Here is a 26,118-nt window from a genome sequence, read left to right on the forward strand (position 1 = left end):
GGCGGAGGTACGGGGTCGTGGGTGCCGGGCGGGGTCAGGCGGTCTTCTCGGGTGCGCCCTCGCTCTCGACCGTGGCCCCGGTGATCTGTTCACCGGTGACCCGCTTGCGGAACACCCAGTAGCTCCAGGCCTGGTAGCCCAGGACCACCGGCAGGAACACCACGGCCACCCACGTCATGACGGTCAGCGTGTAGTCGCCCGAGGACGCGTTGGCGACCGTCAGGCTGAACGCCGGGTCGGTGGTGGAGGGCAGCACGTTCGGGAAGAGCGATCCGAACAGCGCGGTCACCGCCGTCAGGATGGTCACGGCCGTGGCGAGGAAGGACCATCCCTCCCGACGGAACCAGACCGCCGCGACCCCGCCCACCAGGGCCGCGGCGGCGATGAGGACGAGCGGCAGGGTCCAGGGCGCACCGTGCGCGGACTGGGTCCACAGCAGGAAGCCGGCTCCGGAGGGGACCGCGACGCAGGCGGTGTACATCGCGGCCCGCCGGGCGCGGATCCGGACCGGCCCGTCGGTCTTGAGGGTCAGGAAGACCGCGCCGTGCAGCGTGAACAGCGACAGGGTCGTCAGCCCGCCCAGCAGGGCGTACGGGTTGAACAGGTCGAGCAGGGACGCGGTGACGATCTGGTCGGCGTCCATGGCCACGCCGCGGACGATGTTGGCGAAGGCCACGCCCCACAGGAACGCGGGTGTGGCGCTGCCGAAGAAGATCGCCCGGTCCCACCAGTCCTGCCAGCGGGGGTCGTCGCGCTTGCCCCGGTACTCGAACGCCACACCGCGCAGGATGAGCGCGATGAGGATGAGGAAGAACGGTACGTAGAACCCGCTGAAGAGGGAGGCGTACCAGGCGGGGAAGGCGGCGAACATGGCGCCGCCGGCGGTGATCACCCACACCTCGTTGGCGTCCCAGACCGGGCCGATCGAGTTGATGGCGACCCGACGGTCGGTGGAGTTGCGCCGGCCCATGAAGGGCAGCAGGGTGCCCACCCCGAAGTCGAACCCCTCCAGGACGAAGTAGCCGATCCACAGCACGGCGATGGCGATGAACCAGATGACGGCCAGTTCCATGGTCTACGGCTCCTAGTAGCTGAAGTGCGGGATTCGGGACTCGTCCTCGTCGTTCTCCAGGTCGGGAACGAGGTGGGACGGGCCCTTCTTGACGTACTTCCAGAGCAGTCCGGCCTCCACCACGAACAGGAGCCCGTAGACGGCGGTGAAGATCCCCAGGCTCATCGCGACGGTGCCCAGACTCACGCCGGGGGAGACGCTGTCGGCGGTGAGCAGCTCACCGTGGACGGTCCAGGGCTGGCGGCCCATCTCGGTGAGCACCCACCCGAAGATGTTGGCGAGCAGGGCGGCGGGCAGCGCGATGATCGCGCCGTAGTAGAACCACTTGCTCCGTGGCGTGCGTTCTCGTCCGCGGGTGAGCCACAGGCCCAGCGCGGCCATGCCCACACCGAACATCCCCAGCCCGATCATCAGGCGGAAGGACCAGTAGACGACGAACACGTTGGGGATGTAGTCGCCCGGTCCGTAGAACTCCTCGTAGGCCTCCTGGAGGTTGTTCATGCCGTGCACCTCGCCGTCGAAGTGCCCGGTGGCCAGGAAGCTGAGGACGTTGGGGACGGTGACGTCGATGGGGTTGTAGCGCGCCTCGGTGTCGCCGATCGCGAAGGTGGAGAACGGGGCGCCCTCCTCGGTGTCCCACAGTGCCTCCGCCGCGGCGAGCTTCATGGGTTCGTACTCCGCCGCGAGCTTGGCCTGATGGTCGCCGGAGAAGATCGTGAGCGAGGCGGCCAGGAGGGTGAAGACGAGGCCGACCTTGAGCGTGGACCGGAACAGTGCGAAGTCCCGCGCGGGCGGAGTGACGCCGACGTCACCCGTGTCGTTGTGTCCGATGTTGCGCCAGAGCTTGAAGGCGCTGACCGCGACCACGAACAGTCCGGCGGTGATGAACGCCGCCGAGACGGTGTGGAGGTAGGTGGACCAGGCCTGGTCGTTGCTCAGCACGGCCCAGATGTCGTTGAGCTCGGCGCGGCCGGTCTCCGGGTTGATCTCGAAACCGACCGGGCGGCGCATCCAGGCGTTGGCGGCGAGGATGAAGTAGGCCGACAGGTTGGTGCCGATGGCGACCATCCAGATGCAGGCCAGGTGGACCCCGCGGGGGAGTCGGTGCCAGCCGAAGATCCAGAGGCCGATGAAGGTCGACTCCAGGAAGAAGGCCAGCAGAGCCTCCATCGCCAGGGGCGCCCCGAAGACGTCGCCGACGAAGCGGGAGTACTCGCTCCAGTTCATGCCGAACTGGAACTCCTGCACGATGCCGGTGACCACGCCCATGGCGAAGTTGATGAGGAACAGCTTGCCGAAGAACTGCGTGGCCTGCAGGTACTCGTGTCGTCCGGTCTTGTACCAGAAGGTCTGGAGCACGGCCACGATGAACGACAGGCCGATGGTCAGGGGCACGAACAGGAAGTGGTAGATCGTGGTGACCCCGAACTGCCAACGCGCCAGGTCTAGTGCTTCCATGCCAGCCTCTCTGGTACCGACTGCCGGTAGTACTACAAACTGTAGTGCTACTTGTCGTCGTAATAGAGGCGGGTCCCCTGTGAAACAGGGCTCATCGTGGTCGATCCCGACGCCGTGTCGCGTGTTGTTCACCGTGGAGGTGTCATCGCTGGTGGTGGAGGGTGCGGGGATCCGGAGTCCGTGCGCGGTCCGTGCGCGCCGGTGGCCTTGGCCACACCCGCCGCGTCCGCGTCAGCCGCGCATCTCCAGGAGCCGTTCCATGTTCTCCACCTCGGAGAGCTGGGCGTCGACCATGCCCTGGGCGAAGTCGACGACGAGGTCCTCGCGGCCCAGCTCCACCTCGGCCTCGGCCATCTCGATCCCGCCGAGGTGATGGGCGATCATCAGCTCCAGGAAGAGCACCTCGGCCTCCTCGCCCTCGGCGTCGTCCAGTTCCACCAACTGCTCGCTGGTGGCCAGACCCGGCATGTCCTCGGGCACCTCGCCCTCACCACCGCCGTGGTCGTGCCCCTCCATCCACGTCATCGGCGGCTCGGAGGCGCGGGCGCTCAGACCCCACACGGCCAGCCAGCCCTGCATCATGCCGATCTGCGCCTGCTGGGTGCGGGCCATGTCCGTGGCGATGGTGTGGAGCTCCACGTCCTCGGTCTTGTCGAGGATGACCATCGACATGTCCACGGCCTGCGCGTGGTGTGCGCTCATGTCGCGGAGGAAACCGGCGTCGGCACCGGTGTCCAACGGATAGGAGGGTCGGCCCAGAAGGAAGCCCGCGGCCAGGGCCAGCGCGACCAGGATCACGGTCATCCACAGGGGAGTGGAGCGTCGGGCGCGAGGCGTGGGGTCGGCCTGCGCGGTCGCTCCCGAGAACCCCGCGGGCGGCGCCCCGTCGTCCTCGTGTCCGCCCGTCTCGGCGTCGCCGCCGTCGCCGGAGTCCGCCCCGGTCACATGCCCCATTCGAACCACCCTGGTCAAATCGCCCAACTCTGGTGCCAAAGTAGAGGATAGGAAAGTCCTGTACGACCACATGTATCTCAGGAGTCCCAGTGGCCAAGAAGTCGAAGGCGGAGGAGCGCCGCGCCCGTGCGGCCGCGCTGCGCGAGGAGCAGCGCAAGAAGGAGCGACGCAACAAAGCCCTCAAGGTCGCGGGTGCCTCCGTGGCCGGTGCCGCGGTCCTCGGCCTTCTGGGCACGGCCATCTTCATGGAGCTGCGCAGCCGCAACATCGACGGTGTCGCAGAGTACACGATCGACGAGTACAACCACGTCGCCACCGGAGAACGTGTCGACTACGAGCAGTCCCCTCCGGTCGGCGGGCAGCACTGGAGCAGCTGGCAGAACTGCGGTGTCTACCCCGAGCCGGTCATGCCGGAGTTCGGTGTGCACTCCCTGGAGCACGGCGCCGTGTGGATCACCTACGACCCGGAACTCCCCCAGGACGAGGTGGACGCTCTGGAGGGGTTCTACAACCCCGGCGACTACCTGCTGATCACCCCCTACGAGGGTGACATGGACGCGCCGATCGTGGCCTCCAGTTGGGGTCGTCAGATCACCGCCGAGAGCGCCGACGACGAGAACCTCGCCCGCTACGTGCAGATGTACGAGCGCGGCACCGACGTCCCCGAACCCGGTGCCGCCTGCTCGGGCGCGGTCCAGGAGACCGCCCCCCAGGTCGAGGCGCAGATCGCCGCGCAGGGTGAGGAGGCCGAGGCGCTGGAGGAGGCCGACAGCGACGAGGAGGGCTCCGACTCCGACAACCAGGACACCGACGCGGGTGACGGGGACGCGGCGGAGGACACCGAGGAGGAGTCCCGGTAGACCCGGCCGTTCCGCGTTTGACCCCAGGGCGTCGTACGTACGGGGGCGCGGGCGGCGACACCGCCGTTCCCGCGCCCCCGACGACGTTCCGTCAGACGCCGCTGTCGGCGCGCTCCTCCAGATGTTCGGCGACCAGTTCGCTCACTTCCGACAGCGCGCCCGCGGGGGCACCGTACGACGTGGGGATGGTCAGCTCGACGTAGGCCTCGCGCTGGACCGCGACGAACATGGTGGGCGCGTCCTCCGGCTGCGGCAGCCAGAGCACCTCACCGACCTCCTGGAGCAACGAGTCGATCTCCAGCCCGGCGGGGCGGGGAACCCCGCAGCGCAGGCCGATGGGCGGGTCGCCCCAGGCCGCCATCACGTCCGACTCGGGACGGATCGTGGCGCGGTCGGCGCCGAGGAGGGTGTCGGGCAGGTCGGCGACGAGGTCGGCACAGGGCTCGGCCGTGTTCGGTTGGGCCTCGAAGGGCTGCATCTGGACCGTCTGCCCACAACCGGCCGCCAGCAGGACGACGACGGCGGCCGCCCCCCAGTACCGTTTCAGCACAAGCAACCTCGCTCCGTCGACGCGGTCGACACTCAGATGTTGACGATGGGACAGGTCAGGGTCCGGGCGATCCCGTCGAGCCGTTGGATGCGGGCGACCACGAGGGCGCCCAGGGCGTCGATGTCCTCGGCCGCGGCCTGAACGATCACATCGTAGGGACCCGTGACGTCGTTCGCCTGCTCGACCCCGTCGATCCCACGAATGTGCTCCGCCACCTCGGCGGACCGGCCGACCTCGGTCTGGACCAGGATGTACGCCTGCACCATGTTGTCTACTCCTTCGTGCTGTACGGGGGTGTGCCGAGAGCGGGCGTCGTCCGAGCCCCGGCACGGCCGGAGCACGACCATGACGAACGGAAGACGAACATAAGGCCCGACCGCCGGGTCCGGGACCTCTGCGCCGGAGCGTCACCGTACCCTGATCTTCGTGTTGAGCACCATTGGGGGTCTGGGTGAGTTCGCTCTGATCACACGCGTGACGAGCCGCTTCCCCACGACGGACGATGTCATCCTCGGTCCCGGCGACGACGCCGCGGTCGTGGCCGCGCCCGACGGGCGTACGGTCGCGACCACCGACCTGCTGGTCGAGGGCCGCCACTTCAAACGGGAATGGTCGAGCGCCCGTGACGTCGGACACCGCGCCGTGGCGCAGAACTACGCCGACGTCGTCGCCATGGGCGCGCGTCCCACCGGCATGCTCATCGGGTTCGCCGCCCCGCCCGAGCTGCCGGTGGAGTGGGCCGAGGAGTTCACCGCGGGGGTGCGCGACGAGTGCGAGCTCGCCGGGGGAGCGGTGGTCGGCGGCGACATGGTGGCCTCGGAGGTGTTGACCATCGCCGTCACCGCCCTGGGCGACCTGGAGGGTCGTGCCCCGGTGCGACGGGACGGCGCCGGACCGGGCGACGTGGTCGCCTACACCGGACACCTGGGGTTGTCCGCCGCCGGCCTGGCCCTCCTCGAACGGGGGATCGACGGTCCCGACGCCTGCCTGCGCGAACACCGCCGACCGAGCCCTCCCTACGGCGCCGGTCCGGAGGCCGCCCGGCTCGGGGCCACCGCCATGCTCGACGTCAGCGACGGACTCCTCCAGGACCTCGGGCACATCGCCCGGGGCAGTGGCGTGGGTATCGATCTGGACGCGGACGCGCTCCGACCCGAGGCCTCACTCCTCGAAGCGGTGGGAGTACTCGGCGTCGCGGTGGGAAAGGTGGAGGAGACCGCTCTTCGATCGATGCTCGCGGGGGGAGAGGACCACGCGTTGGCGGCGACCTTCCCGGCCGAGGTGGACCTTCCGGAGCATTGGCACCGGATCGGTACCGTCGCGGAGATCTCGGGGGAGGGGGCCGCTCCCACCGTCACCGTGGACGGCGCGGTGGTCGAGGGCGGCGGATGGGATCATTTCCGTCAGGAGTGAGCCCGATTGGATTTGTCCTGTTTGGCCGACACGCTAGGCTGTTCCATCGCGGCCGGGGGCGCCCCACCGGCCACGCGATTCGAGTACCGGGGCCCCGGTGGGGAGACCGAGCAGCGTCGAGAGGCGGTTGATGAGGCGGTATGGCTAGGCGGCATGGTGCCCGCCGTGGAGCCCACCGCAGCGAACCGGAGAACGCCGGTCCCCTGCGGAGGTTCGGCGGTCTTCTCGAGAGCACGGTCCCGAAGCGCGTCGAACCCCCGAGACTGTTGAACGTCCTCGTCGTCTCCGGCGTCATCCTGGGCCTGCTGCTCTTCGGATACAGCACCACCCAGATCTACCTGCAGTTCGGCGGCGCCCCCGGCGCGACCGAGGCGCCCGGGCCGCGGGACGGGGCCGAACCGGGCCACGACACCTCCTCCGCCCCCGAGCAGGACCCCACCCCCGAGCGGGGCGGCAGCGGGCCGCAGACCCAGGCCGGGACCGAACCGACGACGGTCGTCTACCGGGTCCTGGAGTCCACCCCGGTCGGGTTCACCGGACACGTCACCGTCACCAACACCTCGTCCGGCACGCTGGACGCCTGGGAACTGGCGCTGGCCTTCGAGAGCGCCGAGATCACCGAGGTCCGTGACGCGGACTGGGAGTCGTTGGACGACGGCATCCTGGCCCGCAAGTCCGGTGCCGAGGCGGCGCTGGAGCCCGGGGAGTCGGCGACGCTCACCTTCGACGCGGTGGGTACCGTGCAGAGCCCGGTCCGGTGCTCGCTCAACGGGCACGTCTGCGATCTCTGAGCGTCCCGGGATCCCAGGGGTCCGTCGAGACCTCGCGATCCCCGCACGACCCGTGTCCACCTCGGTCCCCGGGGCCACCGGCCTCTCCGGTCGCGCCCGCTCCGCGTGGATCGACCCCGTGCATGACGAAGGCCCCCCGACCGGAGCCGGAGGGCCTTCGATGAATACAGACAGGGGCGGGTTCCCTAGCGGGTCACCTTGCCGGCCTTGATGCACGAGGTGCACGCGTTCACACGCTTGGGCGTACCGCCCACGCGGGTGCGAACGGTCTGGATGTTGGGGTTCCAGCGGCGGCGGGTGCGACGGTGCGAGTGGGAAACACTGTTACCGAACCCTGGTCCCTTGCCGCAGACGTCGCAGACGGAAGCCACGGTAACTCCATTCAAGCGCTCGGGATCGCGCACGTCGCCGCACGCGAAGGTTCATCCGACCGGGAGAGGTCGGGCGGACAGGCTGGCGCGGACGCCAACCGTGGAAGACTACACGAAGGAAGAGACCGAAGGTGGATCAGGACCACTGGACGGCATCCGTTCGCGCAACGGTGGAAGACGGTGCGGCCGAAGCCTGGAGCACCACCACCGGAGCATCGAGCTCAGCCACACGGGCATGGCGAAAACGCGATGAACTCTGACGAGTATACCCCTGTCGGGAGGGGCGACGGCCCACCTTCCCGACCGCCACCGATCACGGGCCACCGCCGTCACCGGGCCCCGCCCGTCACACCGGCGGTCTAACGTGGCGAGTGGATCGACGCACGAGTCCAGGACGGGGACGACAGTGAGCACCTGGGATGAGCCGCTGCGCAAGGGACCGCTCGGCGGCAGGACGGCCAAGGCCCTGGCCGAGAAACTCGACCTGCACACCCTCGGCGACCTGCTGCGCTACTACCCGCGCCGGTACGACCGCCGGGGCGACCTCACCGACCTGGCGCTGTTGCGCGAGGGCGAGGACGTCACCGTGCAGGCCCAGGTGCTCGACGCTCGGCGGCGGACGATCCCGGCCCGTCAGGGGCGCCGGCGCATGGACATGATGGAGGCCACCGTCACGGACGGCACCGGCCGCCTGCACCTGACCTTCTTCAACCGCGGCTCCTACCACCAGACCGCGCTGATCCCGGGGCGCCTGGCCATGTTCTCCGGCCGGGTCTCCACCTTCAAGGGGCGCCGCCAACTCGACCACCCCGAGTACGTGCTGCTCGACGAGGAGGGTCTGGACGGCGAGGCCGCCCGCGCCTACGCCGACGAGATCATCCCCGTCTATCCGGCGGTCAAGGGCCTGGACTCGGCCACCATCGCCCGGTCGATCGGTGTGGCCCTGGACTACGCCGTGGACATCCCCGACCCACTCCCTCCGAAGCTGCGCGCCGAACAGGGGCTGCTCGACGTCCACGAGGCCCTGACCCGCATCCATCGGCCCGAGGACCTGGACCGGCTCAGGCCCGCGCGTCTCCGGCTGAAGTGGGACGAGGCCTTCGTGCTGCAACTCGCCCTGGCCCAGCGCCGTCGAAAGGCCGAGGAACTGCCCGCCGCGCCCCGTCCGGGGACCAGCGGCGGCATCCTCGACGCCTTCGACGCGCGGTTGCCGTTCACCCTCACCGAGGGCCAACGGGAGGTCGGCGAGGCCCTGGCCGCGAGGCTGGACGCCACCCACCCCATGCACTGTCTGCTCCAGGGCGACGTGGGCGCGGGCAAGACCCTGGTGGCCCTGCGGGCGATGCTGCGGGTCGTGGACTCCGGGGGACAGGCCGTCCTGCTCGCCCCCACCGAGGTCCTCGCCCAGCAGCACCACCGTTCCATCGGCGCCATGTTGGGGGACCTCGGCCGGGCCGGGCAGATCGACGGCGCCGAACACGCCACCCGGGTGGCGTTGCTGACCGGTTCGATGGGCGCCGCCGCCCGCAGGGAGGCGCTGTTGGACGCCGCCTCGGGCGCCGCCGGGATCGTCGTGGGCACCCACGCCCTGCTCCAGGAACACGTGTCCTTCGCCGACCTGGGGCTGGTGGTCGTGGACGAACAGCACCGGTTCGGTGTGGAACAGCGCGACGCCCTGCGCGAGAAGGCGACCGACGGCCGCCCCCACGTTCTGGTGATGACCGCCACACCGATCCCGCGCACGGTCGCGATGACCGTGTACGGGGACCTGGACGTGGTGGCGCTCACGCAACTGCCCGAGGGGCGTTCGCCGGTGTCCACGCACGTGGTCCCGGCCGGCGAGAAACCCCACTTCCTCGCCCGTGCCTGGGAACGGATCCGCGAGGAGGTCCACCAGGGGCGTCAGGCGTTCGTGGTGTGCCCCCGGATCGGTGACGGCACGGACGGTTCCGGTGGCGGCGAGACCGGCGACGAGGTGGACGCCCCACCGGAGGGCGCGCCCCAGGGAGCCCGGCCCCCGCTGGCCGTGCTGGAGCTGCTGGCCCGTCTACGGGAGGGGCCCCTGGCGGACGTGCGCGTGGAGGCCCTGCACGGCCGGATGGCACCGGAGGACAAGGACGCGGTCATGCGCCGGCTCACCTCCGGCGAGACCGACGTGGTGGTCTCCACCACCGTCATCGAGGTGGGTGTGGACGTTCCCAACGCCACCGTCATGGCGATCATGGACGCCGACCGGTTCGGGATCTCCCAGCTGCACCAGCTGCGCGGACGGGTCGGCCGTGGCCGGCTGCCGGGCCTGTGCCTGCTGGTCACCGAGGCGGAGGAGGGCGGTCCGGCCCGCGCACGGTTGGCCGCGGTGGCCGCCACCACCGACGGGTTCGAACTGTCCCGCGCCGACCTGGAGATGCGCCGCGAGGGCGACGTGCTGGGCGACGCCCAGTCGGGCGCCCGTTCCCGACTGCGCATGCTCACCCTGGTCCACGACGAGAAGCTCATCGGACGGGCCCGGGAGGCGGCCGGACTCTATGTGGCCGAGGACCCGACGCTCACCGCGCACCCGCCGCTGGCGGACGCGCTCGCCGCCCTGCTCCCGGAGGACCGCGCCGACTACCTCGAGAAGACCTGACCCGGCGGCGGGCCCGGGGCCGTCGGGTCCGGCCGTACGGGGTCGACGTCGGTGGCCGCGCCGCACCGGTGCCGCCCGAGCGACACGGACCGCGCCGCGAGGGGCGGGGCACCACTCCTGCGGGCACGCTCTCCGGGGTCGAACCGGCCGGGGCCTGCCGCCCGCCGGTCCCGTCGCGCCCCGCACACCCCACGCGACCCGTCGGTCCCACTACCGTGGTGCGCATGACCCGCATCATCGCCGGGTCGGCGGGCGGTCGACGCATCGACGCCCCCGACGGCCGCACCACCAGACCCACCAGCGACCGCGCCCGGGAGGCGTTGTTCGCCTCCGTCCGGTCCGACCTGGGATCCCTCGACGGGATCCGGGCCCTGGACCTGTACGCGGGGTCGGGGGCGATCGGCCTGGAGGCGCTCTCCCGTGGTGCCGCGCACGCACTGCTGGTGGAGGCCGACCGCAAGGCGGCACAGGTGGTGCGGGGCAACATCGCGTCCCTGAAGTTGCCCGGGGCGGAGCTCGCCGCGGACCGGGTGGAGCGGGTGCTGGCGCGCGGTCCCCACGGCGCCCCCTACGACCTGGTGGTGGCCGACCCGCCCTACGCGGTCACCGAGGAGGAGCTCGCCGGCGTCCTGGCCGAACTGGTCGGGCGGGGATGGCTGACGACGGACGCGGTGGTCGTGGTCGAGCGTTCCAAGCGCGGACCGGAACCGACCTGGCCGGAGGGGGTCGCCCTGGACCGGAGCCGTAAGTACGGCGAGGCGATCCTCTGGTACGCCCGGGCCGGGGCCGGCTGAGGTCATGTGCGGGTGATCTTCCCGTCCACACTGTGTGTGAATGTGGACACTAAGGGGGAGTTGCCCGAATTGGTGCCGGGGTGAACCCCTACCATCGCGGTACCCGTGAGTAGTTCTGGAGAGGGGCGATCCAACGTGCGCAGAGTCGTCTGTCCGGGTTCCTTCGACCCGGTGACCTACGGCCACATCGACATCATCGGTCGAGCGGCCAAACAGTACGACGAGGTCATCGTCGCCGTACTCGACAACGTCAACAAGCGCGGCCTGTTCACCGTTCCGGAGAAACTCGACATGCTCCGCGAGGGGACCTCCGAGTTCGACAACGTGCGGGTGAGCGAGTTCGACGGGCTGCTCGTCGACTTCTGTCGGGAGAACGACGTCGAGACCATCGTGCGCAGCCTGCGCTCGGTCAGCGACTTCGACTACGAACTCCAGATCGCCCAGATGAACTACCGGCTCTCCGGAGTGGAGACCGTGTTCATGACGGCCAACCCGCAGTACTCCTTCCTGTCGTCCAGCCTGGTGCGCGAGATCGGCCAGCACCGCGGCGACGTCTCCAGCCTGGTCACCCCCTACGTCCAGGGTCGGCTCCAGGAGAAGTACGCGAGGTAGCGGCGCACCACCGCCGTCGCGAACCCCGCCGGCGCCCCGGCCGAGGAGGCCCGAACGCCTCCGGTCGATGCGCCCCCGGGGCCTGATTTGGGTGGTCGGGGACATGGTAGGTAGAATCCAGGTTCGACCATGGGCGTCGCCGGTCTTCGGCGTGCGCTCAGGCCGGTCAGCACCACCGTGAACGACCGACGCACGCGTCGGCGAGCTCGTGCCCGGCCCCCGGAACCTCTCGTGAAAGCGCGATCACCCTGTCTCGTCTAGATGCCCGTGACCCGTACGTGGTCGACACCCGCCCGCTGGGCCGCCAGCCGGGGTCGATGCGGACCGTCAGCCGTATCGTGACCCTCCCCGAGGGTTTCGAGACGGCCATGGCCAGTGTGCCCAAGGGGCAGGAGATCGAGCTGGACCTGCGCTTGGAGGCCGTCATGGAGGGGGTCCTGGTCACCGGGACCGTCACCGGACGGCTCACGGCCGAGTGCTCCCGCTGCCTCGAACCCCTGTCCGAGGAGCTGGAGGCCGGCTTCCAGGAGATGTACCGCTACCCCGACGACGAGGACGACGCCGTCGGGACCGGTGACGAGGACTCGGGCGACGAGGATGAGGACTACTATCTAGAGGGCGACCTGCTCGACCTCGAACCGGTGGTCCGAGACGCCGTCGTGCTCGCGCTCCCACTCTCGCCGCTGTGCGGCCCGGACTGTCCCGGCCTGTGCTCCGAGTGTGGTGTCAAACTCGCCGACGCCGGACCCGATCACGGGCACGGCGACGGCGTCGACCCGCGCTGGGAGGCGCTCCGCGGCATCGCGGAGGACCCCGGCAGGCAGTGAGCTCGTGAACCGGTCGCCCACGGTGCCCCAGGGCCCGACCGACCGGAGCACACCCTCCCCGCGACAGCGCGCGGGGTGACCAGATAAGCGACCTCCCGCGACCGCGCGGGGGTGACCCAGGAGGATTGAAGTGGCCGTCCCGAAGCGGAAGATGTCGCGGAGCAACACCCGGACCCGCCGTTCCCAGTGGAAGGCGTCGCGCCCGGTGCTGGTCAACTGCCCGCGCTGCCGTGACCCGAAGCAGCCCCACATCGCGTGCCCGACCTGCGGCACCTACAACAACCGCCAGGTCACGAACCCGGCGTAACGATGTACCGGCTCCGGGCCCTGACGCCCGATCCCGGTCTTCGACGAACACGCATCGGGGCGGAACCTCTCGGGGATCCGCCCCGTTGTGCTGTCCAGAAAGGGATTCGGGCGTCCCGGTGTCGCCCGGTCTTTGTAGAGTGATCTCGCACGGCCGGGGAAGTCATCTTTCGCGGCACTCCGACACCGGTGGATTCCGGGTCCGTCGAGACTCCCGAGTTCGTGGTGGCCGCCGGGGGAGCGCACGCTCCCGCGACGATCACCTCGTTTTCGAGCGTCCCGGTCGGGTCGAGGGATCGCCACAGCAGCCGCGCGCTCCGGCGCGCCCGACCAGGGAAGCGAACCCGAGTGGCCAGTCAACTCTCCGCCGCCGAGGCAAAGTCGTTCCACCAGGCGATCGGGGTCGAGGTCGACCCCAGGATCCTGCTCCGCGCTCTCACCCACCGCTCCTACGCGTACGAGAAGGGCGGCCTGCCCACCAACGAGCGCCTGGAGTTCCTGGGGGACTCCGTGCTGGGCCTGGTGGTCACCGACACCCTGTTCCGCAAGCACCCGGACCTGCCGGAGGGTCAGCTCGCCAAGCTGCGCGCCGCGGTCGTGAACATGCGGGCGCTGGCCGACGTCGCCCGGGGGCTGGGCATCGGCGGGTACATCCGGCTGGGCCGCGGTGAGGAGGGCACCGGGGGACGGGACAAGTCCTCCATCCTCGCCGACACCCTGGAGGCCATCATCGGCGCGGTCTACCTCGACCGCGGACTGGAGGTCGCCTCGGGCTTCGTGCACCGCCTCTTCGACCCGCTCATCGCCACGGCGTCGGGGCTGGGCGCCGGGCTGGACTGGAAGACCTCCCTGCAGGAACTCACCGCCGCCGAGATGCTCGGAGTGCCCGAGTACCACGTGGACGAGAGCGGTCCCGACCACCAGAAGACCTTCCGCGCCACGGTCCGTGTGGCGGGGGAGAGCTACGGGCTGGGCGAGGGGCGCAGCAAGAAGGAGGCCGAGCAGCAGGCGGCGGAGTCGGCCTGGAAGGCCATCCGCGCCCGCTCGGACGAGAACGCCGCCCAGAGCGCCGAGGCGCCCGCCAAGGGGCAGGGCAAGGGCACCGGACCCAAGGCCAAGGGCCGGGGCGGGCAGGGCTGAGCGATGCCGGAGCTTCCCGAGGTCGAGGTCGTACGGCGCGGTCTCATGGACCACGCGGTGGGCCGTCGTATCGGCGCCGTCGAGGTCCTGCACACGCGTGCGGTCCGTCGACACGTGCCCGGCCCCGCCGACTTCGCCGCCCGGCTGGAGGGGCGCAGGCCCACGGCGGTGCGTCGGCGCGGCAAGTACATGTGGCTGGTGCTGGACAGCGGCGAGCTGCTGGTGACGCACCTGGGCATGAGCGGCCAGATGCTGGTGCAGCCGCAGGGCAAGCCGGACGAGAAGCACCTGAGGGTGCGGCTGCCGCTGTCCGACGGCCACGAACTGCGCTTCGTCGACCAGCGCACCTTCGGCCACCTGCTGGTGGACGAGCCCGGGGAGCGCGCCGAGGTGCCGGCGTCGGTGGATCACATCGCCCTGGACCCGCTGGACACCGAGTTCGTGCCCGCGGTGTTCGTGCGCACGCTGCGGGCCAAGCGGACCGAGGTCAAGCGGGCGCTGCTGGACCAGTCCCTGATCAGCGGTGTGGGCAACATCTACGCCGACGAGGCGCTGTGGCGGGCCCGGCTGCACTGGGCCCGGTCGACCCGGGGGCTGACCAACGTCCAGGCGCTGGAGCTGCTGGAACACGTGACGGACGTGATGTCCGAGGCGTTGGAAGTGGGCGGCACCACCTTCGACGGGCTGTACGTCAACGTCAACGGCGAGAGCGGGTACTTCGCACGCGGGTTGAACGCGTACGGCCGTCGGGACCGGCCCTGTGGGCGGTGCGGCACCGCGATCGTGCGCGAGGCCTTCATGAACCGCTCCTCGTTCAGTTGCCCGCGTTGTCAGCGCGCGCCGCGATCACGGTGACGCGGAGTGCCCGGTCGTCCGCACCGGGCGCCGGGGCGCGGAAGTTCTCTGGAGAGGTCCCTGGTCGGGGGCCGTCCGGGCGCCTACGCCGACCCCCGTCAGGTCGGTGCGGCGTGTCGGTGATGAAAGTGTCTCGGCAAGGTAAGGGAGAACTCCCGTCATGGGGGAACAGGTCGCACCGGTCCGACTGACCGCGTGGGTGCGGGGTCGCGTCCAAGGTGTGGGTTTTCGCTGGTGGACGCGGTCCAGGGCGCTCGAACTCGGGCTGACCGGAGCCGCCACCAACCTCGACGACGGTCGTGTCGAGGTCGTCGCGGAGGGCTCCGAGGCCGCGTGCGCTGGGCTTCTGGAGCACCTCAGGGGCGGCGGAACACCGGGTCATGTGGATTCCGTGGTCGAACGTTGGTCCGAGCCGGGGGGTTCCTTCGACGGTTTCATCGAGCGATGAGTATGCTGGAAGGGTAACGCGGTACGAGTCACCCACCGTGGAGCGGCGTGTTCACGCCGTCGGCGGAGACTGCGGGCCACGGCGGAGGGGGAGTACCCACCGTCACGGGCCGGTCGCGGCGCCGGGGGTGGAGCTGCTCGTACGGTGCACTACCGCATGCCTCGCGGGATTTCTGCTGGGCTGTGGTCGTTACCGACTGTTGTAATCCAATCTTGACCAGCGACGCGCATGGTGAGACTCTTGAAGACACACCGCGCATTTTCCGCCCGTGACGAGCGGTGTAACGCCGATCGATCGCACGGGGTGTCGCACGTGCGCACCATCACTGGTCACTCAGCGTGGAGGACCTACATCATGGCGAAGGCTCTGTTCGGCCACGTCGGCGGCTCCGACCCTCGGATGGTCTCGGAGATGCGACGGCTTCAGAAGCGGGTACGCGACCTCGAAGACGAGATCAGCCGTCTTCAGTCACAGAACGACCAGCTCAGCATGGCCGTCACCGACGTCGCCACCAGCGCGACCGACCGCGAGCCCGCGCTCGCCTGAACCGAACGACACCACGTCCGACACCCGTACGGGTGGGTGTCGACGCGAGACGTCGATCCACAGACGGGGACGCCGACGACGACCCTGGCGTCCCTGGCCGGATCGACCACCCGTGACACGCCGCTGATTTTCCTTTTCCTTGCGGCATTTTTTACCGTTGTACCCGGCGGGTCGAAGGGTAACCCTGCGTGTTCGCCGGACATCCCCCTGGACGTCGATCCCCCTGAGGGCGGCCACCGTGAGAGCACGGTGGCGCAGTTCATCGGGGCTGGAAGCCCCTAACACCACCCTTCGGTCACCGCTTCGTGGCACCCTTGTTGTCGGCCCCGTGGCGATCGCCCGTGGCGAGAACGGTGACCGTCGTGGGAGGTGTGGGGTGTACCTGAAGAACCTGACGTTGCGCGGCTTCAAGTCGTTCGCGTCGGCCACCACCCTGCGTTTCGAGCCGGGCATCACCTGTGTGGTGGGGCCCAACGGTTCGGGCAAGTCCAACGTCGTCGACGCCCTGTCCTGGGTGATGGGCGAACAGGGGGCCAAGTCCCTGCGCGGCGGGAAGATGGAGGACGTGATCTTCGCGGGTACCTCCACCCGCCAGGCGCTGGGCCGCGCCGAGGTCAGCCTCACCATCGACAACACCGACGGCGCCCTGCCGATCGACTACTCCGAGGTCACCATCAAGCGGACGATGTTCCGCAACGGCGGCTCCGAGTACGCGATCAACGGCGACACCTGCCGCCTGTTGGACATCCAGGACCTGCTCAGCGACTCCGGCATCGGCCGGGAGATGCACGTCATCGTCGGACAGGGACAGCTCGACACCGTCCTGCACGCCGGTCCGGAGGAACGCCGCGCGCTCATCGAGGAGGCCGCGGGCATCCTCAAGCACCGCAAGCGCAAAGAGAAGGCGATCCGCAAGCTCAACGCGATGCAGGGCAACCTGGACCGCGTCACCGATCTCACCGCGGAGCTGCGCCGCCAGCTCAAACCCCTGGGGCGTCAGGCGGAACTGGCCCGCAAGGCCGCCGTCATCCAGGCCGACCTGCGCGACGCTCGCCTGCGACTGCTCGCCGACGACATCGTCACCCTCACCGACCAGCTCGCCAAGGAGGAGGCGGACGAGAAGGAGGTCCTGCAGCGCCGCGGTTCCGCCGAGACCGCGCTGAAGCAGACCCAGGAGCGCGAGGCCGAGCTGGAGGCCCAGGCCACCGCCGCCGCCCCGGCGCTCGCCCGCGCCAACGACACCTACCACGCGCTCTCCCGCCTCACCGAACGCCTGGACGCGGTGCGCGGACTGGCCACCGAACGCCACCGGAACCTGGTCGCCGTGCAGGGCGAGGTCGTCAGCCGGCGCGACCCCGAGGAACTGGAGAGGGAGGCCGAGGAGGCCGCCGCCCAGGAGGAGGAGCTCGAGACCCGTCTCGAAGAGGCCCGCGAGGTCCTGGAGACGAGCGTCACCGAACGCGCCGCCGCCGAGGACGCGCTGCACCGTGAGGAACGTCGGCTGGAGGCGGCGTCCCGCGCCGCGGCCGAACGTCACGAGGGGCTCGTCCGTCTGTCCGCCCGGGTGGAGAGCCTGCGCGCCCGTGTGACCTCGCACGAAGCGGAGATCGGTCGCCTGGAGGAGGCCGCGGCCCAGGCCGCCGAGCGCGCGGCCGCGGCCCAGACCGAGTACGAGATGGCCGCCGAGGAGGCGGCCGGGCTCGACGAGGGCGACGCCGAACTCGACCAGACGCAGGAGCGGTACGCACGACGCCTGTCCGCGGCCGACGCCGAGCTCAACCGCCTGCGCGACACCGAACGCACCGCCGAAGGTGAGCGCACCGCCCTCGCGGCCCGTAAGGAGGCCCTGGAACTGGGCCTGGCGCACAAGGACGGCGCCGGCACCCTGCTGGCCGCCGACCTGCCCGGCATGCTCGGGGGCCTGGCCGCGCTCGTGCAGGTCGAGCCCGGCCACGAGACCGCCGTCGCCGCCGCCTTCGGTGTGGCGGCCGGTGCCGTGGCCGTCCACGACCACGACAGTGCCCTGGCCGCCCTGGAACTCCTCAGGTCCGAGGACGCCGGGCGCGCGGGGATCGTCGTGGCCCGCGCGGTCCCCTCCCGGGAACGTTCCGCGTGGCCGGCGCTGCCCACGGGGGCGCGCTACGCCGCCGACGCCGTCACCGCACCCGATCACCTGACCGGCGCCGTCACGGCCCTGCTGGACCGGGTGGCGCTGGTCGCCGACGATCCCGCGGCACTGGAGTTGGTGTCCGCCCTGCCCGGGGTGCGGGCCGTCACCCCCGCGGGAGACCTGTTCGCCGCCGAGATGGTGCACGGTGGCAGCGCCGCCGCACCCAGCCTGCTGGAGGTGCAGGCCGCGGTCGACGAGGCGTCCGAGCGTCTGGAGGTCGCCACCGTGACCGCCAAACAGGCCGCCGTCGACCTGGAGACCGCCCAGCGCGAACGCGCCGAGATCGCCCGGGCCACCGAGGAGCTCACCGCCCGCCGCCGTCAGGGCGACCGCGCCCGCAACGAGTCCGCCCAGCGCCTGGGCAAGCTCGGTGGCCAGGCGCGTTCGGCCGAGGCCGAGTCCGAGCGGTACGCGGCGGCCGCCACCAAGGCCACCGGTGCGCGCGACGAGGACGCACGCAGACTGGAGGCCATGGAGGTCGAACTCGCCGAGGCGGAGGAGATCGCCGCCGCCGTCGAGGAGGAGGCCCCCGACGCCGACCACCGGGACGAACTGTCGGCCCTGGCCTCCCGTGCCCGCGCCACCGAGATGGAGCGCCGCTTGGCGGTCCGCACGGCCGAGGAACGCGCCCGCTCCATCGCCGGTCGGGCCGACGCGCTGCTCGCCCAGGCCACGGAGGAGCGTCGGGCGGTGGAACGCGAGGCCGAGCGCCGCCGTGACCGTGCCGCCCAGGCCACCGTCGCCGAAGCGGTGGCCGAGAGCGCCCGGTCGGCGGTGCAGCGCATCGCGGTGTCCTCGGCCGCCGCCGAGACCGAGCGCGGCGCCGCCGAGGCCGAGCGGGAGGCGCGTGAGGGCGAGCTCAAGACGGTGCGCGCCCGCGTGCGTGAGCTCTCCGTGGAACTGGAGAAGCTCACCAGCTCCGCGCACAGCGGTGAGGTGGCCCGCGCCGAACGCCGACTCCGGCTCGAACAGTTGGAGACCAAGGCCTTGGAGGAGCTGGGCGTGGACGTGCCCACCCTCGTCGCCGAGTACGGCCCCCGGGTGCCGGTGCCACCGCCCGCCGACGCGGGGGAGGAGGCGGTCCCGCTCCCGTACGTGCGCGAGGTCCAGGCCAAGCGGCTCAGGGCGGCCGAGCGCCGGCTCAACCAGCTCGGCAAGATCAACCCCCTGGCCCTCGAGGAGTTCGCGGCGTTGGAGGAACGGCACGCCTTCCTCAACGCGCAGCTGGAGGACCTGAAGAAGACCCGGCGCGACCTCATGGACATCGTCGCCGAGGTCGACGCCCGCGTGCAGGAGGTGTTCTCCTCCGCCTACCTGGACGTGGAGCGCGAGTTCGCCGCGATCTTCGGCCGGTTGTTCCCCGGCGGCGAGGGCAAGCTGGTGCTGACCACGCCCGAGGACATGCTGACCACCGGCATCGAGGTGGAGGCCCGCCCACCGGGCAAGAAGGTCAAGCGGCTGTCACTGCTGTCCGGCGGTGAGCGTTCGCTGACCGCGGTGGCGTTCCTCGCCGCGATCTTCAAGGCCCGCCCGTCGCCGTTCTACGTGATGGACGAGGTCGAGGCGGCCCTGGACGACACCAACCTCCAGCGCCTGTTGGTGATCTTCGAGGAACTGCGAGCCTCCTCGCAGCTCATCGTCATCACCCACCAGAAGCGCACCATGGAGGCGGCCGACGCGCTGTACGGCGTCACCATGCAGGGCGACGGCATCTCCCAGGTGATCAGCCAGAAGCTCGTGCGTCCCGCCTGACCCCCGGTCGGGCGCGCGGGTCCCCACCGAGCCGGTCGGTGCCGTTCGGCGTGGCCGCGTTCGCGGTCGGCCCCGGGGCGCTCTACCCTGACGATTGCCCCGACGTCCCTCACGAAACGGCCCCTCGTTGTTCTTCATCCCTCTGGCCCTGTGGGCACGGCGACGCATGCGCCACTTCCCCGGCGTCGTGCGGGCCTGCCTGGCCACCGGTGGGTCCGGTCTGTTCACCGTGATGCTGCTGCTCGGCACGTCCTACGGGGCGCAGTCGCCTCCGGGCGAGGAGGGCCGTGTGCGCTGTTCGCCCGTGGTGTGGGTGGGGCCGGCCCTGTGGGACGACCACCGGGACTGGGACGAGGACCTCGAACAGATGCTCCGCCAGGAGTGGGTGGACACCTCCTGCGCCGAACGCAAACTCCGCCGGGCCGGGTGGTCCCTGGCCGTGGCCCTGCCCTCCATGGTGCTGCTCGGCTACGGCGTGGCCCGGCTGCGCGCCGACCGGGGCGAGGAGGTCTGAGGGCCGCCCGGACGGGCGGCCCTTCGACGTGTCCTCACCGGCTCAGCCGATGAAGCCGTGCTGCTGGAGGAAGTACAGGGCGGCCTCGTCCGCGCTCGCCCCGTCCAGGTCGACCATCCCGTTGAGCTCGATGATCACGTCCTCGGTGAGGGCCTCTCCCAGGGCGACGCCGAGCCCTTCCAGGTCCGTGTGCTCCTCCACGGTCTCCTCCCGGGCGGTCAGGGCCGCCGACTGGGTGGTGAAGAAGGTGCCCGAGTCCTCGATCACCCGCAGGTCCAGCGACTCCAGGCGTGCGTCGGTCGTGAAGATCTCCGCGAAGTTGCACGGACTGCCCTTGGCCACGTTGACGTAGTTCAGCGCCAGGTCCATCTGGTAGGTGTCGGCGGGGCGGAACGGTGCCTCGTGGAACTCCTGGAACCTCTCCCACTCACGGTCCATGAACTCGGCGGCCCCGCAGAAGGTCGCCTCGTCGGGATGGGCGCGCACGAACGCGGACAGCTGGTCCAGGGAGTCGACCTCCCCGACCGGGCCGGGGGCGTCGGCCGCCCGCGCGATGCCGTACTGGTTGCCGAACCGGGCCGGGCCCATCCAGACGATCCCGTTGCGTTCCAGGTCGCCCTCGGCGGTGCGCTCGAACTGCTCCTCGCCGTCCTGGATGACCTCGTCCTCCTGGAGGAACTGGGTCCAGCCCGTACCCGCGTACTCCCAGTACAGGTCGACGTCGCCGTTCTCCAGCGCGGTCCGCAGGATGGCGGAGCCCATCAGCCCCGTCCGGTCCTGCGGCGCGCCGCCGGCGGCCTGGAGCGCGTAGTAGGTGATCTTGCCGAGCACGACGCTCTCGGTGAACTCCTTGGAGGAGACCGCCAGGTCGGCCCCGGAGAGGTCGAAGTCCTCCGCGATGCTGCCGCCCCCCAGGTCCACGTCTCCGACGGAGAGCGGAGCGGGTTCGTCGGTCGAGGTCCCGCACCCGGCGGTCGCCAGGAGGAGGGCGGTCATCGCGGCGGCGGTGCCGGTCAGGGCCGGGCTCGGTGTGGGTGGTCTCATGCTGTGCTGCTCCCTTCTTCGATGGTGCGTCACGCGCCGCGCGGACGCAGGAGGTCCTCGACCAGCCCGGCGAGCCAGTCGACGGCCAGGGCCAGGACGGCCACCAGGACGCTTCCGGTCAGCAGCACCGTGTCGCGGCTGGAAGCGATGCCGTTGGAGATGACGTCGCCGAGGCCGCCCGCGCCCACGAAGGTGGCCAGGGCGACCGTTCCCACGGTGATGACCAGGGCGGTGCGGATCCCCGAGAGCATCACCGGCACCGCGAGGGGGAGTTCGACGGACAGCATGACCCTGAGGGGGGTCATGCCCATGCCCCGGGCGGCCTCGATCATCGAACGGTCGACCTGGTCCAGGCCCACCATGGTGTTGCGCAGGACGGGAAGGATCCCGTACAGCCAGACCGCGACGATGACGATGGTCCGCACGTCCCAGGCCACGAACACCACGGCGAACAGGACGATGAGACCGAGGGTCGGCGTGGCCTGTCCGATGTTGGCGACGGCCAGGACCGGGCCCGCGAACCGCCGCGCCCGCGGTCGGGTGAGCAGGATCCCCAGCGGGATGGCGACCGCGAGGATGAGGACCACCACCACGACGCTGAGCGTCAGGTGCTGCACGGTCCGGCTGAGCAGGTACTCGGCGTTGAGGCTGCGCCGTTCGATCCGGTCCAGGTCCTGGGAGCCGACGTACAGGTACAGGCCGCCGAGCACGGCCGCCAGGAGCAGGGGCAGGCCCCAGACGCGTGGTGACGGTGCCGTGCGGCGCGCGGTGGCTCCCCGACGGGGCGGTGCGTCGGCGGAAGGGGGCGGCGCGGTCGCGCTCATCGCGGCTCACCCGACCGACGGGAGGTGGAGCGGGAGACACGGGTGGGCACACCGGCCGCGTCGTCCACGTGGATGAGGTCCTGGATGGTGGGCAGGTCGAGGGTGCCCCGGTAGCGTCCCTGCGCGTCGGTGACCACCACGACGTCGCTGTTGTTGGACAACATCGTGTCGAGCGCGTCGTACAGGGTGTGGTCGGGGCCGACCGGGGCGAGCACCGGCAGGCCGCCCCCGCCCGAGGACGGCAGCCACTCCACGGGCAGCCCGTCGTCCAGCAGGAGCAGGAAGTCGTGGTCGCCCGCGGCGACCGCCGCGGCGCGCTCACTCGCGTCCGCGGAGAAGGGCAGGGTCGGCCAGTCCTCGGCGACGGTCGCGTCGCCGATCCGCGTCAGGGACAGTCGGCGCACGGAGGCGCCCGCCCCGATGAAGTCGCTCACGAAGTCGTCCGCGGGTTCGCTGAGGATCCGCTCCGGGGTGTCGTACTGCACCACCCGGCCGCCCTCGGCGAAGATCGCGATGCGATCGCCCATCTTCACCGCCTCGTCGATGTCGTGGGTGACGAACACGATGGTCTTGCGGATCTCGCGCTGGATCCGCAGCAGTTCGTTCTGGAGGGTCTCGCGGGTGAGCGGGTCGATCGCGCCGAACGGCTCGTCCATGAGCAGCACGGGCGGGTCGGCGGCCAGGGCCCGGGCCACGCCCACGCGCTGTTGCTGCCCCCCGGAGAGCTGTCGGGGATGGAGGTCGCGGTACTCCTCGGGTGCCAGACCCACCATGTGGAGGAGCGCGTCGACGCGCTCGGCGACGCGGGTCCGGTCCCACCCCAGCAGCTTCGGCACGGTGGCGATGTTCTCGGCGACGGTGCGGTGCGGGAACAGCCCGGTCTGCTGGATCGCGTAGCCGATGCCGCGGCGCAACCGATCGGGGTCGACGTGGGTGACGTCCTCGCCGTCGAGCAGGATGCGCCCGGAGGTGGGTTCGATGAGCCGGTTGATCAGCTTCATCGTGGTGGTCTTGCCGCAGCCGGAGGGGCCGACGAACACCACGATCTCGCCCTCCGGTACGTCCAGGGAGAGCGCGTCGACGGCCGGGGCGGTCCGCCCGGGGTAGGTCTTGGTGAGCTCCACGAGCCGGATCATGGGCCGGTCGGTGGTCTGGTCAGACATGGATCATCCCCCGAGAGGTCGTCAGGCGGTTCAGCGCCGCGAAGAGAAGGTCGAAGAGGATCGCCAGCACGATGATGCCGAGCACGCCCTGGAGGGTGAGGTAGACGGCGAACGGGGTGCCGGCGCTGGACAACCCCTGCAGGATGAGGTTGCCGAGGCCGGGACCGTTGACGGCGGCGGCGATCGCGGCGATGCCGAGCAGCATCTGGGCGGCCACGCGCAGGCCCGTGATGATGACCGGCAGGGCCAGGGGCAGCTCGACCCGCAGCAGGACCTGGAGCCGGCTCAACCCCATGCCGCGTGCGGACTCCACCACGGCCGGGTCGATCTCGCGCAGGCCCACGATGGCGTTGCGGAGCACGGGCAGGAACGCGTACAGGGTGAGCGCGACCACGGACGGCGCGGTGCCCAGCCCCAGGGGGGTGATGAGGAGACCGAACAGGGCGTAGGACGGAATGGTCAGGAACACTCCGGCGACCGCCAGGACGGCGGTGCGCGACCGGGCGCGGTAGGTGAGCGCGGCCAGGGGGAGGCCGATGAGGACGGCCAGCCCCAGCCCCTGGAGGACGAGGACGGTGTGTTCCAGGGTGGCCTGGAGGAGGGCGTCGACGTTGCCCGAGGTGTAGTCGAGGAATCCCGTCATTCCGTGGACCCCGCGCGGGGGCGGGACGGTGGTACGGAGGCGTGGTTCACGTGGGGCTCCTGTCGTCGTGATGTGACCGTGGCGACCGGCCGTCGACCGGGTCGCCCTTGGTGGTCTACCGAAGCAGGATCACGATTCGGTCGGTGACGTGCTGATTCGCGCGGGAGTGTGCTCGACGCATCATCGGGGGAGCCCCGTCGCCGGACGCCGGGACCACGTGGTCGTGGGTCGCGTTCGGGCGTCGTGGGGGCGGGCGGGCACCGCCCGCGGGAGGCGCGGGAAGGCCCTGCGGGACGGGGAAGGGCCGCCCTCCCCACGGGGAGGGCGGCCCTCGTCACGCCCGGTCCGGTGCGGTGGTCAGCCTCGGGCGAGGGTGATCACCGGGGAGGTCCACTCCTCCCAGTGGTCGGCGTTGTCGGGGTCGCCGAGCGCCTTCAGGGCCCGGACCTCCAGGCGGTAGTCACCGTCGCGCACGTCGGTGACCCGACCACGGGTGTCGGTCACGGTGCCGTCCCAGGCGTAGGCGAAGAAGGCCGTGGGGGTGGCGCTGCGGTTGACGTGGTCGATCGACACGGCGATGTCGCGCTCCGGGTGGACCGGACGTCCCGTGCGTTCGTCGACCACGGTCATCCTCAGCTTGGAGACGTGGTGGTCGAAGTGCGCGATCACGTACGGCACGTCGGGCAGACCGTCCACCCAGCCCAGGGTGTAGGCCTCACCGTCGGGTCGGTTCTCGTAGCTTCCACCGTTGCCGGCGCAGTCCAGCCCGAAGAACGCCTCGCACTCCGTGATCCTCGTCAGCCACGGCAGGTCGTGCGTGACACCCGCGTCGTCGGTGATCGGGGTCATGGCCTCGATCGCCTGGTAGTCGCCGTTGTAGGCGGCGTAGGGAACGCGGTGGGACACGGGATCGCCCGAGCCATCGGTCGCGGACACCTTGACGTAGCCGCCGTAGATCATCTGGTCGAACTCGTCGGCCGGAGGGGTGACGGTCACGTCGACCGAGACCGAGCCGCCGGCCGGCACGGTCACCTCGTCCGCGCTGAAGACGGCCTCGGCGTAGGCGTCGTTGAAGTCCGGCGCGAACGTGTCGCCATGCGTGCCCAGGGCGGGCTCGTGCTCGATCGCGTAGGTGGCCTCGGCGTCGCCGTCGTTGGTGATGGTGACGGTCTCGGTCACCGGACCCTCGGTGGCGCCCAGGCTGAGCTTGCCGGGGGTCAGCGCGGTCGTGGACAGCACCGTTCCGGGGATGTCGAGCATGCCGGCGCCCTGGCGGTGGACGTTGTCCAGCGCGTCCAGGTCCGGGTTGCCCCACCACGCGGTCGGGTCCGCGGAGTTCTGCAGCACGTCCCGGACGTCGTGGGCGTCCAGGTCCGGTCGGGTCTCCAGGAGCAGCGCGACGCCGCCCGCGACGTGCGGTGACGACATCGAGGTGCCGCTGACCGTCGCGTAACCGCCCTTGGCCATCGGGTAGGTGGAGTTGATCAGACCGCCGGGGGCACCGATGTCGGGCTTCAGGGACAGGTCGGCCGCTAGCCCGTAGGAGCTGAAGCTGCTGATGAGGCCACCGGTCGGGTTGGGGATCGTGGTCTCCTCACCGGTCCAGGTGAGGGTGACGGACTCCCCGCCCTCCAGGAGCTCCAGGAGGTGGGCGCCGGCCTCGTCGGAGACGCCGACGGAGAACGCGTCGCGGTCGACGATGCCGCCGCCCGCGAACATGCCGGGCAGGTTGTTGTAGATCACGACACCGGTGGCGCCCGCGTCGACGGCGGCGTCGTACTTCTCGGTGAAGGTGCACTCACCGCGGACCATCAGCGCGGTCCTGCCCTCGGGGTCGCCCTCCAGTTCGTCGCCCGCGGCCAGGCAGCCCCGGCCCACGTGCACGAGTTCGTCCGTCTCACCGGAGGTGGGCGGCGGCGTCGCGTCGTCCATCTCCATGTAGGCGACGGTCTCGCCGCTCTGGGTGACCTCGGCGGCGGCCGCGCGGATGTGGGTGTTGTCGTAGGCGGCCACACCGATGACGTGCTCGCCCAGGCCGGGCGCGCCCGCCGAGTACAGGCCGGTGGCGCCCTCGTTGCCGATGGAGGCGACCACGACCATGCCCTCGTCGACCAGACGGTCGGAGGCGACCGCGGTCGGGTACTGCGGCCAGGAGTGGGCGGAGCCGACGCTCATGTTGAGCACGTCCATGTCGTCGGCGAGCGCCTGCTCCATCGCCGCGATCATGACGTCGGACGTGGTGGAGCCGGTGCAGCCGAACACCTTGTAGGCGCCGAACACGACGTCGGGCGCCACACCGGAGACCTCGCCCTCGGCGCCGACGATGCCGGCGACGTGGGTGCCGTGACCGTTGCAGTCCTGGGGGTCGTCGTCGGGGGCCGGGTG

General features: G+C 70.8%; 25 protein-coding genes. 14 read left to right on the forward strand and 11 right to left on the reverse strand.

All coding sequences use genetic code 11. The annotated features are described in order from the left end of the window. Positions 1 to 34: 34 nt before the first annotated feature. The 3 genes from cydB to DSY14_RS02075 form a co-directional block, all read right to left on the reverse strand. Complete coding sequence (cydB, locus tag DSY14_RS02065; protein WP_211714682.1) at positions 35 to 1,072, reverse strand: cytochrome d ubiquinol oxidase subunit II; 1,038 nt, start codon at positions 1,070 to 1,072, stop codon at positions 35 to 37. 12 nt (positions 1,073 to 1,084) lie between these two features. Further along, a complete protein-coding gene (locus tag DSY14_RS02070; RefSeq protein WP_211714683.1) occupies positions 1,085 to 2,530 on the reverse strand; it encodes a cytochrome ubiquinol oxidase subunit I in 1,446 nt (481 codons plus the stop codon). 231 nt (positions 2,531 to 2,761) lie between these two features. Next, positions 2,762 to 3,484 (reverse strand): DUF305 domain-containing protein, encoded by a 723-nt coding sequence (locus tag DSY14_RS02075; protein WP_211714684.1) that lies wholly within the window; start codon positions 3,482 to 3,484, stop codon positions 2,762 to 2,764. A gap of 89 nt (positions 3,485 to 3,573) precedes the next feature. Here DSY14_RS02075 and DSY14_RS02080 point away from each other — a divergent pair, with 89 nt between their 5' ends. After that, entirely contained in the window at positions 3,574 to 4,344 is a 771-nt protein-coding gene (locus DSY14_RS02080) for a DUF3105 domain-containing protein (RefSeq protein ID WP_211714685.1), read from the forward strand. A gap of 91 nt (positions 4,345 to 4,435) precedes the next feature. Here DSY14_RS02080 and DSY14_RS02085 read toward each other — a convergent pair whose 3' ends face one another. Continuing rightward, complete coding sequence (locus DSY14_RS02085; RefSeq protein WP_211714706.1) at positions 4,436 to 4,894, reverse strand: DUF3515 domain-containing protein; 459 nt, start codon at positions 4,892 to 4,894, stop codon at positions 4,436 to 4,438. 32 nt (positions 4,895 to 4,926) lie between these two features. After that, on the reverse strand, positions 4,927 to 5,160 hold the full coding sequence (locus tag DSY14_RS02090) for an Lrp/AsnC family transcriptional regulator (RefSeq protein WP_211714686.1): 234 nt from the start codon (positions 5,158 to 5,160) through the stop codon (positions 4,927 to 4,929). Between the two features lie 160 nt (positions 5,161 to 5,320). On the opposite strand from DSY14_RS02090, the gene DSY14_RS02095 reads away from it, so the two are divergent. Both DSY14_RS02095 and DSY14_RS02100 read left to right on the forward strand, forming a co-directional pair. Beyond that, complete coding sequence (locus tag DSY14_RS02095) at positions 5,321 to 6,307, forward strand: thiamine-phosphate kinase (protein WP_211714687.1); 987 nt, start codon at positions 5,321 to 5,323, stop codon at positions 6,305 to 6,307. 140 nt (positions 6,308 to 6,447) lie between these two features. Then, positions 6,448 to 7,098 (forward strand): cellulose binding domain-containing protein, encoded by a 651-nt coding sequence (locus DSY14_RS02100; RefSeq protein WP_211714688.1) that lies wholly within the window; start codon positions 6,448 to 6,450, stop codon positions 7,096 to 7,098. 185 nt (positions 7,099 to 7,283) lie between these two features. Here the strand turns inward: DSY14_RS02100 and rpmB are convergent, their stop codons facing one another. After that, positions 7,284 to 7,469, reverse strand: coding sequence for a 50S ribosomal protein L28 (rpmB, locus tag DSY14_RS02105; protein ID WP_013151263.1), 186 nt, complete (start codon positions 7,467 to 7,469; stop codon positions 7,284 to 7,286). Between the two features lie 406 nt (positions 7,470 to 7,875). On the opposite strand from rpmB, the gene recG reads away from it, so the two are divergent. The 11 genes from recG (at position 7,876) to DSY14_RS02160 (ending at position 20,059) form a co-directional block, all read left to right on the forward strand. Continuing rightward, complete coding sequence (gene recG, locus DSY14_RS02110) at positions 7,876 to 10,095, forward strand: ATP-dependent DNA helicase RecG (RefSeq protein WP_211714689.1); 2,220 nt, start codon at positions 7,876 to 7,878, stop codon at positions 10,093 to 10,095. A gap of 224 nt (positions 10,096 to 10,319) precedes the next feature. Further along, positions 10,320 to 10,889 carry a 16S rRNA (guanine(966)-N(2))-methyltransferase RsmD gene (rsmD, locus tag DSY14_RS02115; RefSeq protein WP_211714690.1) on the forward strand — a complete coding sequence of 190 codons (570 nt, stop codon included), beginning with the start codon at positions 10,320 to 10,322 and terminating at the stop codon, positions 10,887 to 10,889. Positions 10,890 to 11,024: 135 nt separating this feature from the next. Next, entirely contained in the window at positions 11,025 to 11,501 is a 477-nt protein-coding gene (coaD, locus tag DSY14_RS02120; RefSeq protein WP_211714707.1) for a pantetheine-phosphate adenylyltransferase, read from the forward strand. A 278-nt stretch (positions 11,502 to 11,779) separates the two neighbouring features. Next, positions 11,780 to 12,328: a DUF177 domain-containing protein gene (locus DSY14_RS02125; protein WP_211714691.1), complete on the forward strand. Its 549-nt coding sequence runs from the start codon at positions 11,780 to 11,782 to the stop codon at positions 12,326 to 12,328. 130 nt (positions 12,329 to 12,458) lie between these two features. After that, positions 12,459 to 12,635, forward strand: coding sequence for a 50S ribosomal protein L32 (gene rpmF / locus DSY14_RS02130; protein ID WP_013151268.1), 177 nt, complete (start codon positions 12,459 to 12,461; stop codon positions 12,633 to 12,635). Between the two features lie 347 nt (positions 12,636 to 12,982). Beyond that, a complete protein-coding gene (rnc, locus tag DSY14_RS02135) occupies positions 12,983 to 13,774 on the forward strand; it encodes a ribonuclease III (RefSeq protein ID WP_211714692.1) in 792 nt (263 codons plus the stop codon). A gap of 3 nt (positions 13,775 to 13,777) precedes the next feature. Next, complete coding sequence (gene mutM, locus DSY14_RS02140; protein ID WP_211714693.1) at positions 13,778 to 14,629, forward strand: bifunctional DNA-formamidopyrimidine glycosylase/DNA-(apurinic or apyrimidinic site) lyase; 852 nt, start codon at positions 13,778 to 13,780, stop codon at positions 14,627 to 14,629. A gap of 160 nt (positions 14,630 to 14,789) precedes the next feature. Next, entirely contained in the window at positions 14,790 to 15,077 is a 288-nt protein-coding gene (locus DSY14_RS02145) for an acylphosphatase (RefSeq protein ID WP_211714694.1), read from the forward strand. 354 nt (positions 15,078 to 15,431) lie between these two features. Continuing rightward, positions 15,432 to 15,623, forward strand: coding sequence for a hypothetical protein (locus tag DSY14_RS02150; protein WP_211714695.1), 192 nt, complete (start codon positions 15,432 to 15,434; stop codon positions 15,621 to 15,623). Positions 15,624 to 15,999: 376 nt separating this feature from the next. Then, on the forward strand, positions 16,000 to 19,545 hold the full coding sequence (smc, locus tag DSY14_RS02155) for a chromosome segregation protein SMC (RefSeq protein ID WP_211714696.1): 3,546 nt from the start codon (positions 16,000 to 16,002) through the stop codon (positions 19,543 to 19,545). Between the two features lie 127 nt (positions 19,546 to 19,672). Further along, positions 19,673 to 20,059, forward strand: coding sequence for a hypothetical protein (locus DSY14_RS02160; RefSeq protein WP_211714697.1), 387 nt, complete (start codon positions 19,673 to 19,675; stop codon positions 20,057 to 20,059). 42 nt (positions 20,060 to 20,101) lie between these two features. Here DSY14_RS02160 and DSY14_RS02165 read toward each other — a convergent pair whose 3' ends face one another. From DSY14_RS02165 to DSY14_RS02185, 5 genes are all read right to left on the reverse strand, one after another. Further along, the gene (locus DSY14_RS02165) at positions 20,102 to 21,103 is read right to left on the reverse strand and encodes a glycine betaine ABC transporter substrate-binding protein (protein WP_249187176.1); all 1,002 of its coding nucleotides are present in this window, start codon (positions 21,101 to 21,103) and stop codon (positions 20,102 to 20,104) included. Between the two features lie 29 nt (positions 21,104 to 21,132). Beyond that, positions 21,133 to 21,927 (reverse strand): ABC transporter permease, encoded by a 795-nt coding sequence (locus DSY14_RS02170; RefSeq protein WP_211714698.1) that lies wholly within the window; start codon positions 21,925 to 21,927, stop codon positions 21,133 to 21,135. After that, complete coding sequence (locus tag DSY14_RS02175; protein WP_211714699.1) at positions 21,924 to 23,090, reverse strand: ABC transporter ATP-binding protein; 1,167 nt, start codon at positions 23,088 to 23,090, stop codon at positions 21,924 to 21,926. The genes DSY14_RS02170 and DSY14_RS02175 overlap by 4 nt, the downstream gene beginning before the upstream one ends. Continuing rightward, the gene (locus DSY14_RS02180; RefSeq protein WP_211714700.1) at positions 23,083 to 23,733 is read right to left on the reverse strand and encodes an ABC transporter permease; all 651 of its coding nucleotides are present in this window, start codon (positions 23,731 to 23,733) and stop codon (positions 23,083 to 23,085) included. The genes DSY14_RS02175 and DSY14_RS02180 overlap by 8 nt, the downstream gene beginning before the upstream one ends. 357 nt (positions 23,734 to 24,090) lie before the next feature. Further along, positions 24,091 to 26,118: S8 family serine peptidase (locus DSY14_RS02185; RefSeq protein WP_211714701.1), on the reverse strand; the 2,028-nt coding region annotated here is incomplete at its 5' end.

Source organism: Nocardiopsis sp. MG754419 (genome assembly GCF_018207095.1).
Lineage (GTDB): Bacteria > Actinomycetota > Actinomycetes > Streptosporangiales > Streptosporangiaceae > Nocardiopsis.

Coding starts and splice junctions, on each gene's coding strand:
- cydB (WP_211714682.1), bottom strand. CDS start 1,072: ATGGAACTGGCCGTCATCTGGTTCATCGCCATCGCCGTGCTGTGGATC.
- DSY14_RS02070 (WP_211714683.1), bottom strand. CDS start 2,530: ATGGAAGCACTAGACCTGGCGCGTTGGCAGTTCGGGGTCACCACGATC.
- DSY14_RS02075 (WP_211714684.1), bottom strand. CDS start 3,484: ATGGGGCATGTGACCGGGGCGGACTCCGGCGACGGCGGCGACGCCGAG.
- DSY14_RS02090 (WP_211714686.1), bottom strand. CDS start 5,160: ATGGTGCAGGCGTACATCCTGGTCCAGACCGAGGTCGGCCGGTCCGCC.
- DSY14_RS02100 (WP_211714688.1), top strand. CDS start 6,448: ATGGCTAGGCGGCATGGTGCCCGCCGTGGAGCCCACCGCAGCGAACCG.
- rsmD (WP_211714690.1), top strand. CDS start 10,320: ATGACCCGCATCATCGCCGGGTCGGCGGGCGGTCGACGCATCGACGCC.
- mutM (WP_211714693.1), top strand. CDS start 13,778: ATGCCGGAGCTTCCCGAGGTCGAGGTCGTACGGCGCGGTCTCATGGAC.
- DSY14_RS02145 (WP_211714694.1), top strand. CDS start 14,790: ATGGGGGAACAGGTCGCACCGGTCCGACTGACCGCGTGGGTGCGGGGT.
- DSY14_RS02150 (WP_211714695.1), top strand. CDS start 15,432: ATGGCGAAGGCTCTGTTCGGCCACGTCGGCGGCTCCGACCCTCGGATG.
- DSY14_RS02165 (WP_249187176.1), bottom strand. CDS start 21,103: ATGAGACCACCCACACCGAGCCCGGCCCTGACCGGCACCGCCGCCGCG.
- DSY14_RS02170 (WP_211714698.1), bottom strand. CDS start 21,927: ATGAGCGCGACCGCGCCGCCCCCTTCCGCCGACGCACCGCCCCGTCGG.
- DSY14_RS02175 (WP_211714699.1), bottom strand. CDS start 23,090: ATGTCTGACCAGACCACCGACCGGCCCATGATCCGGCTCGTGGAGCTC.
- DSY14_RS02180 (WP_211714700.1), bottom strand. CDS start 23,733: ATGACGGGATTCCTCGACTACACCTCGGGCAACGTCGACGCCCTCCTC.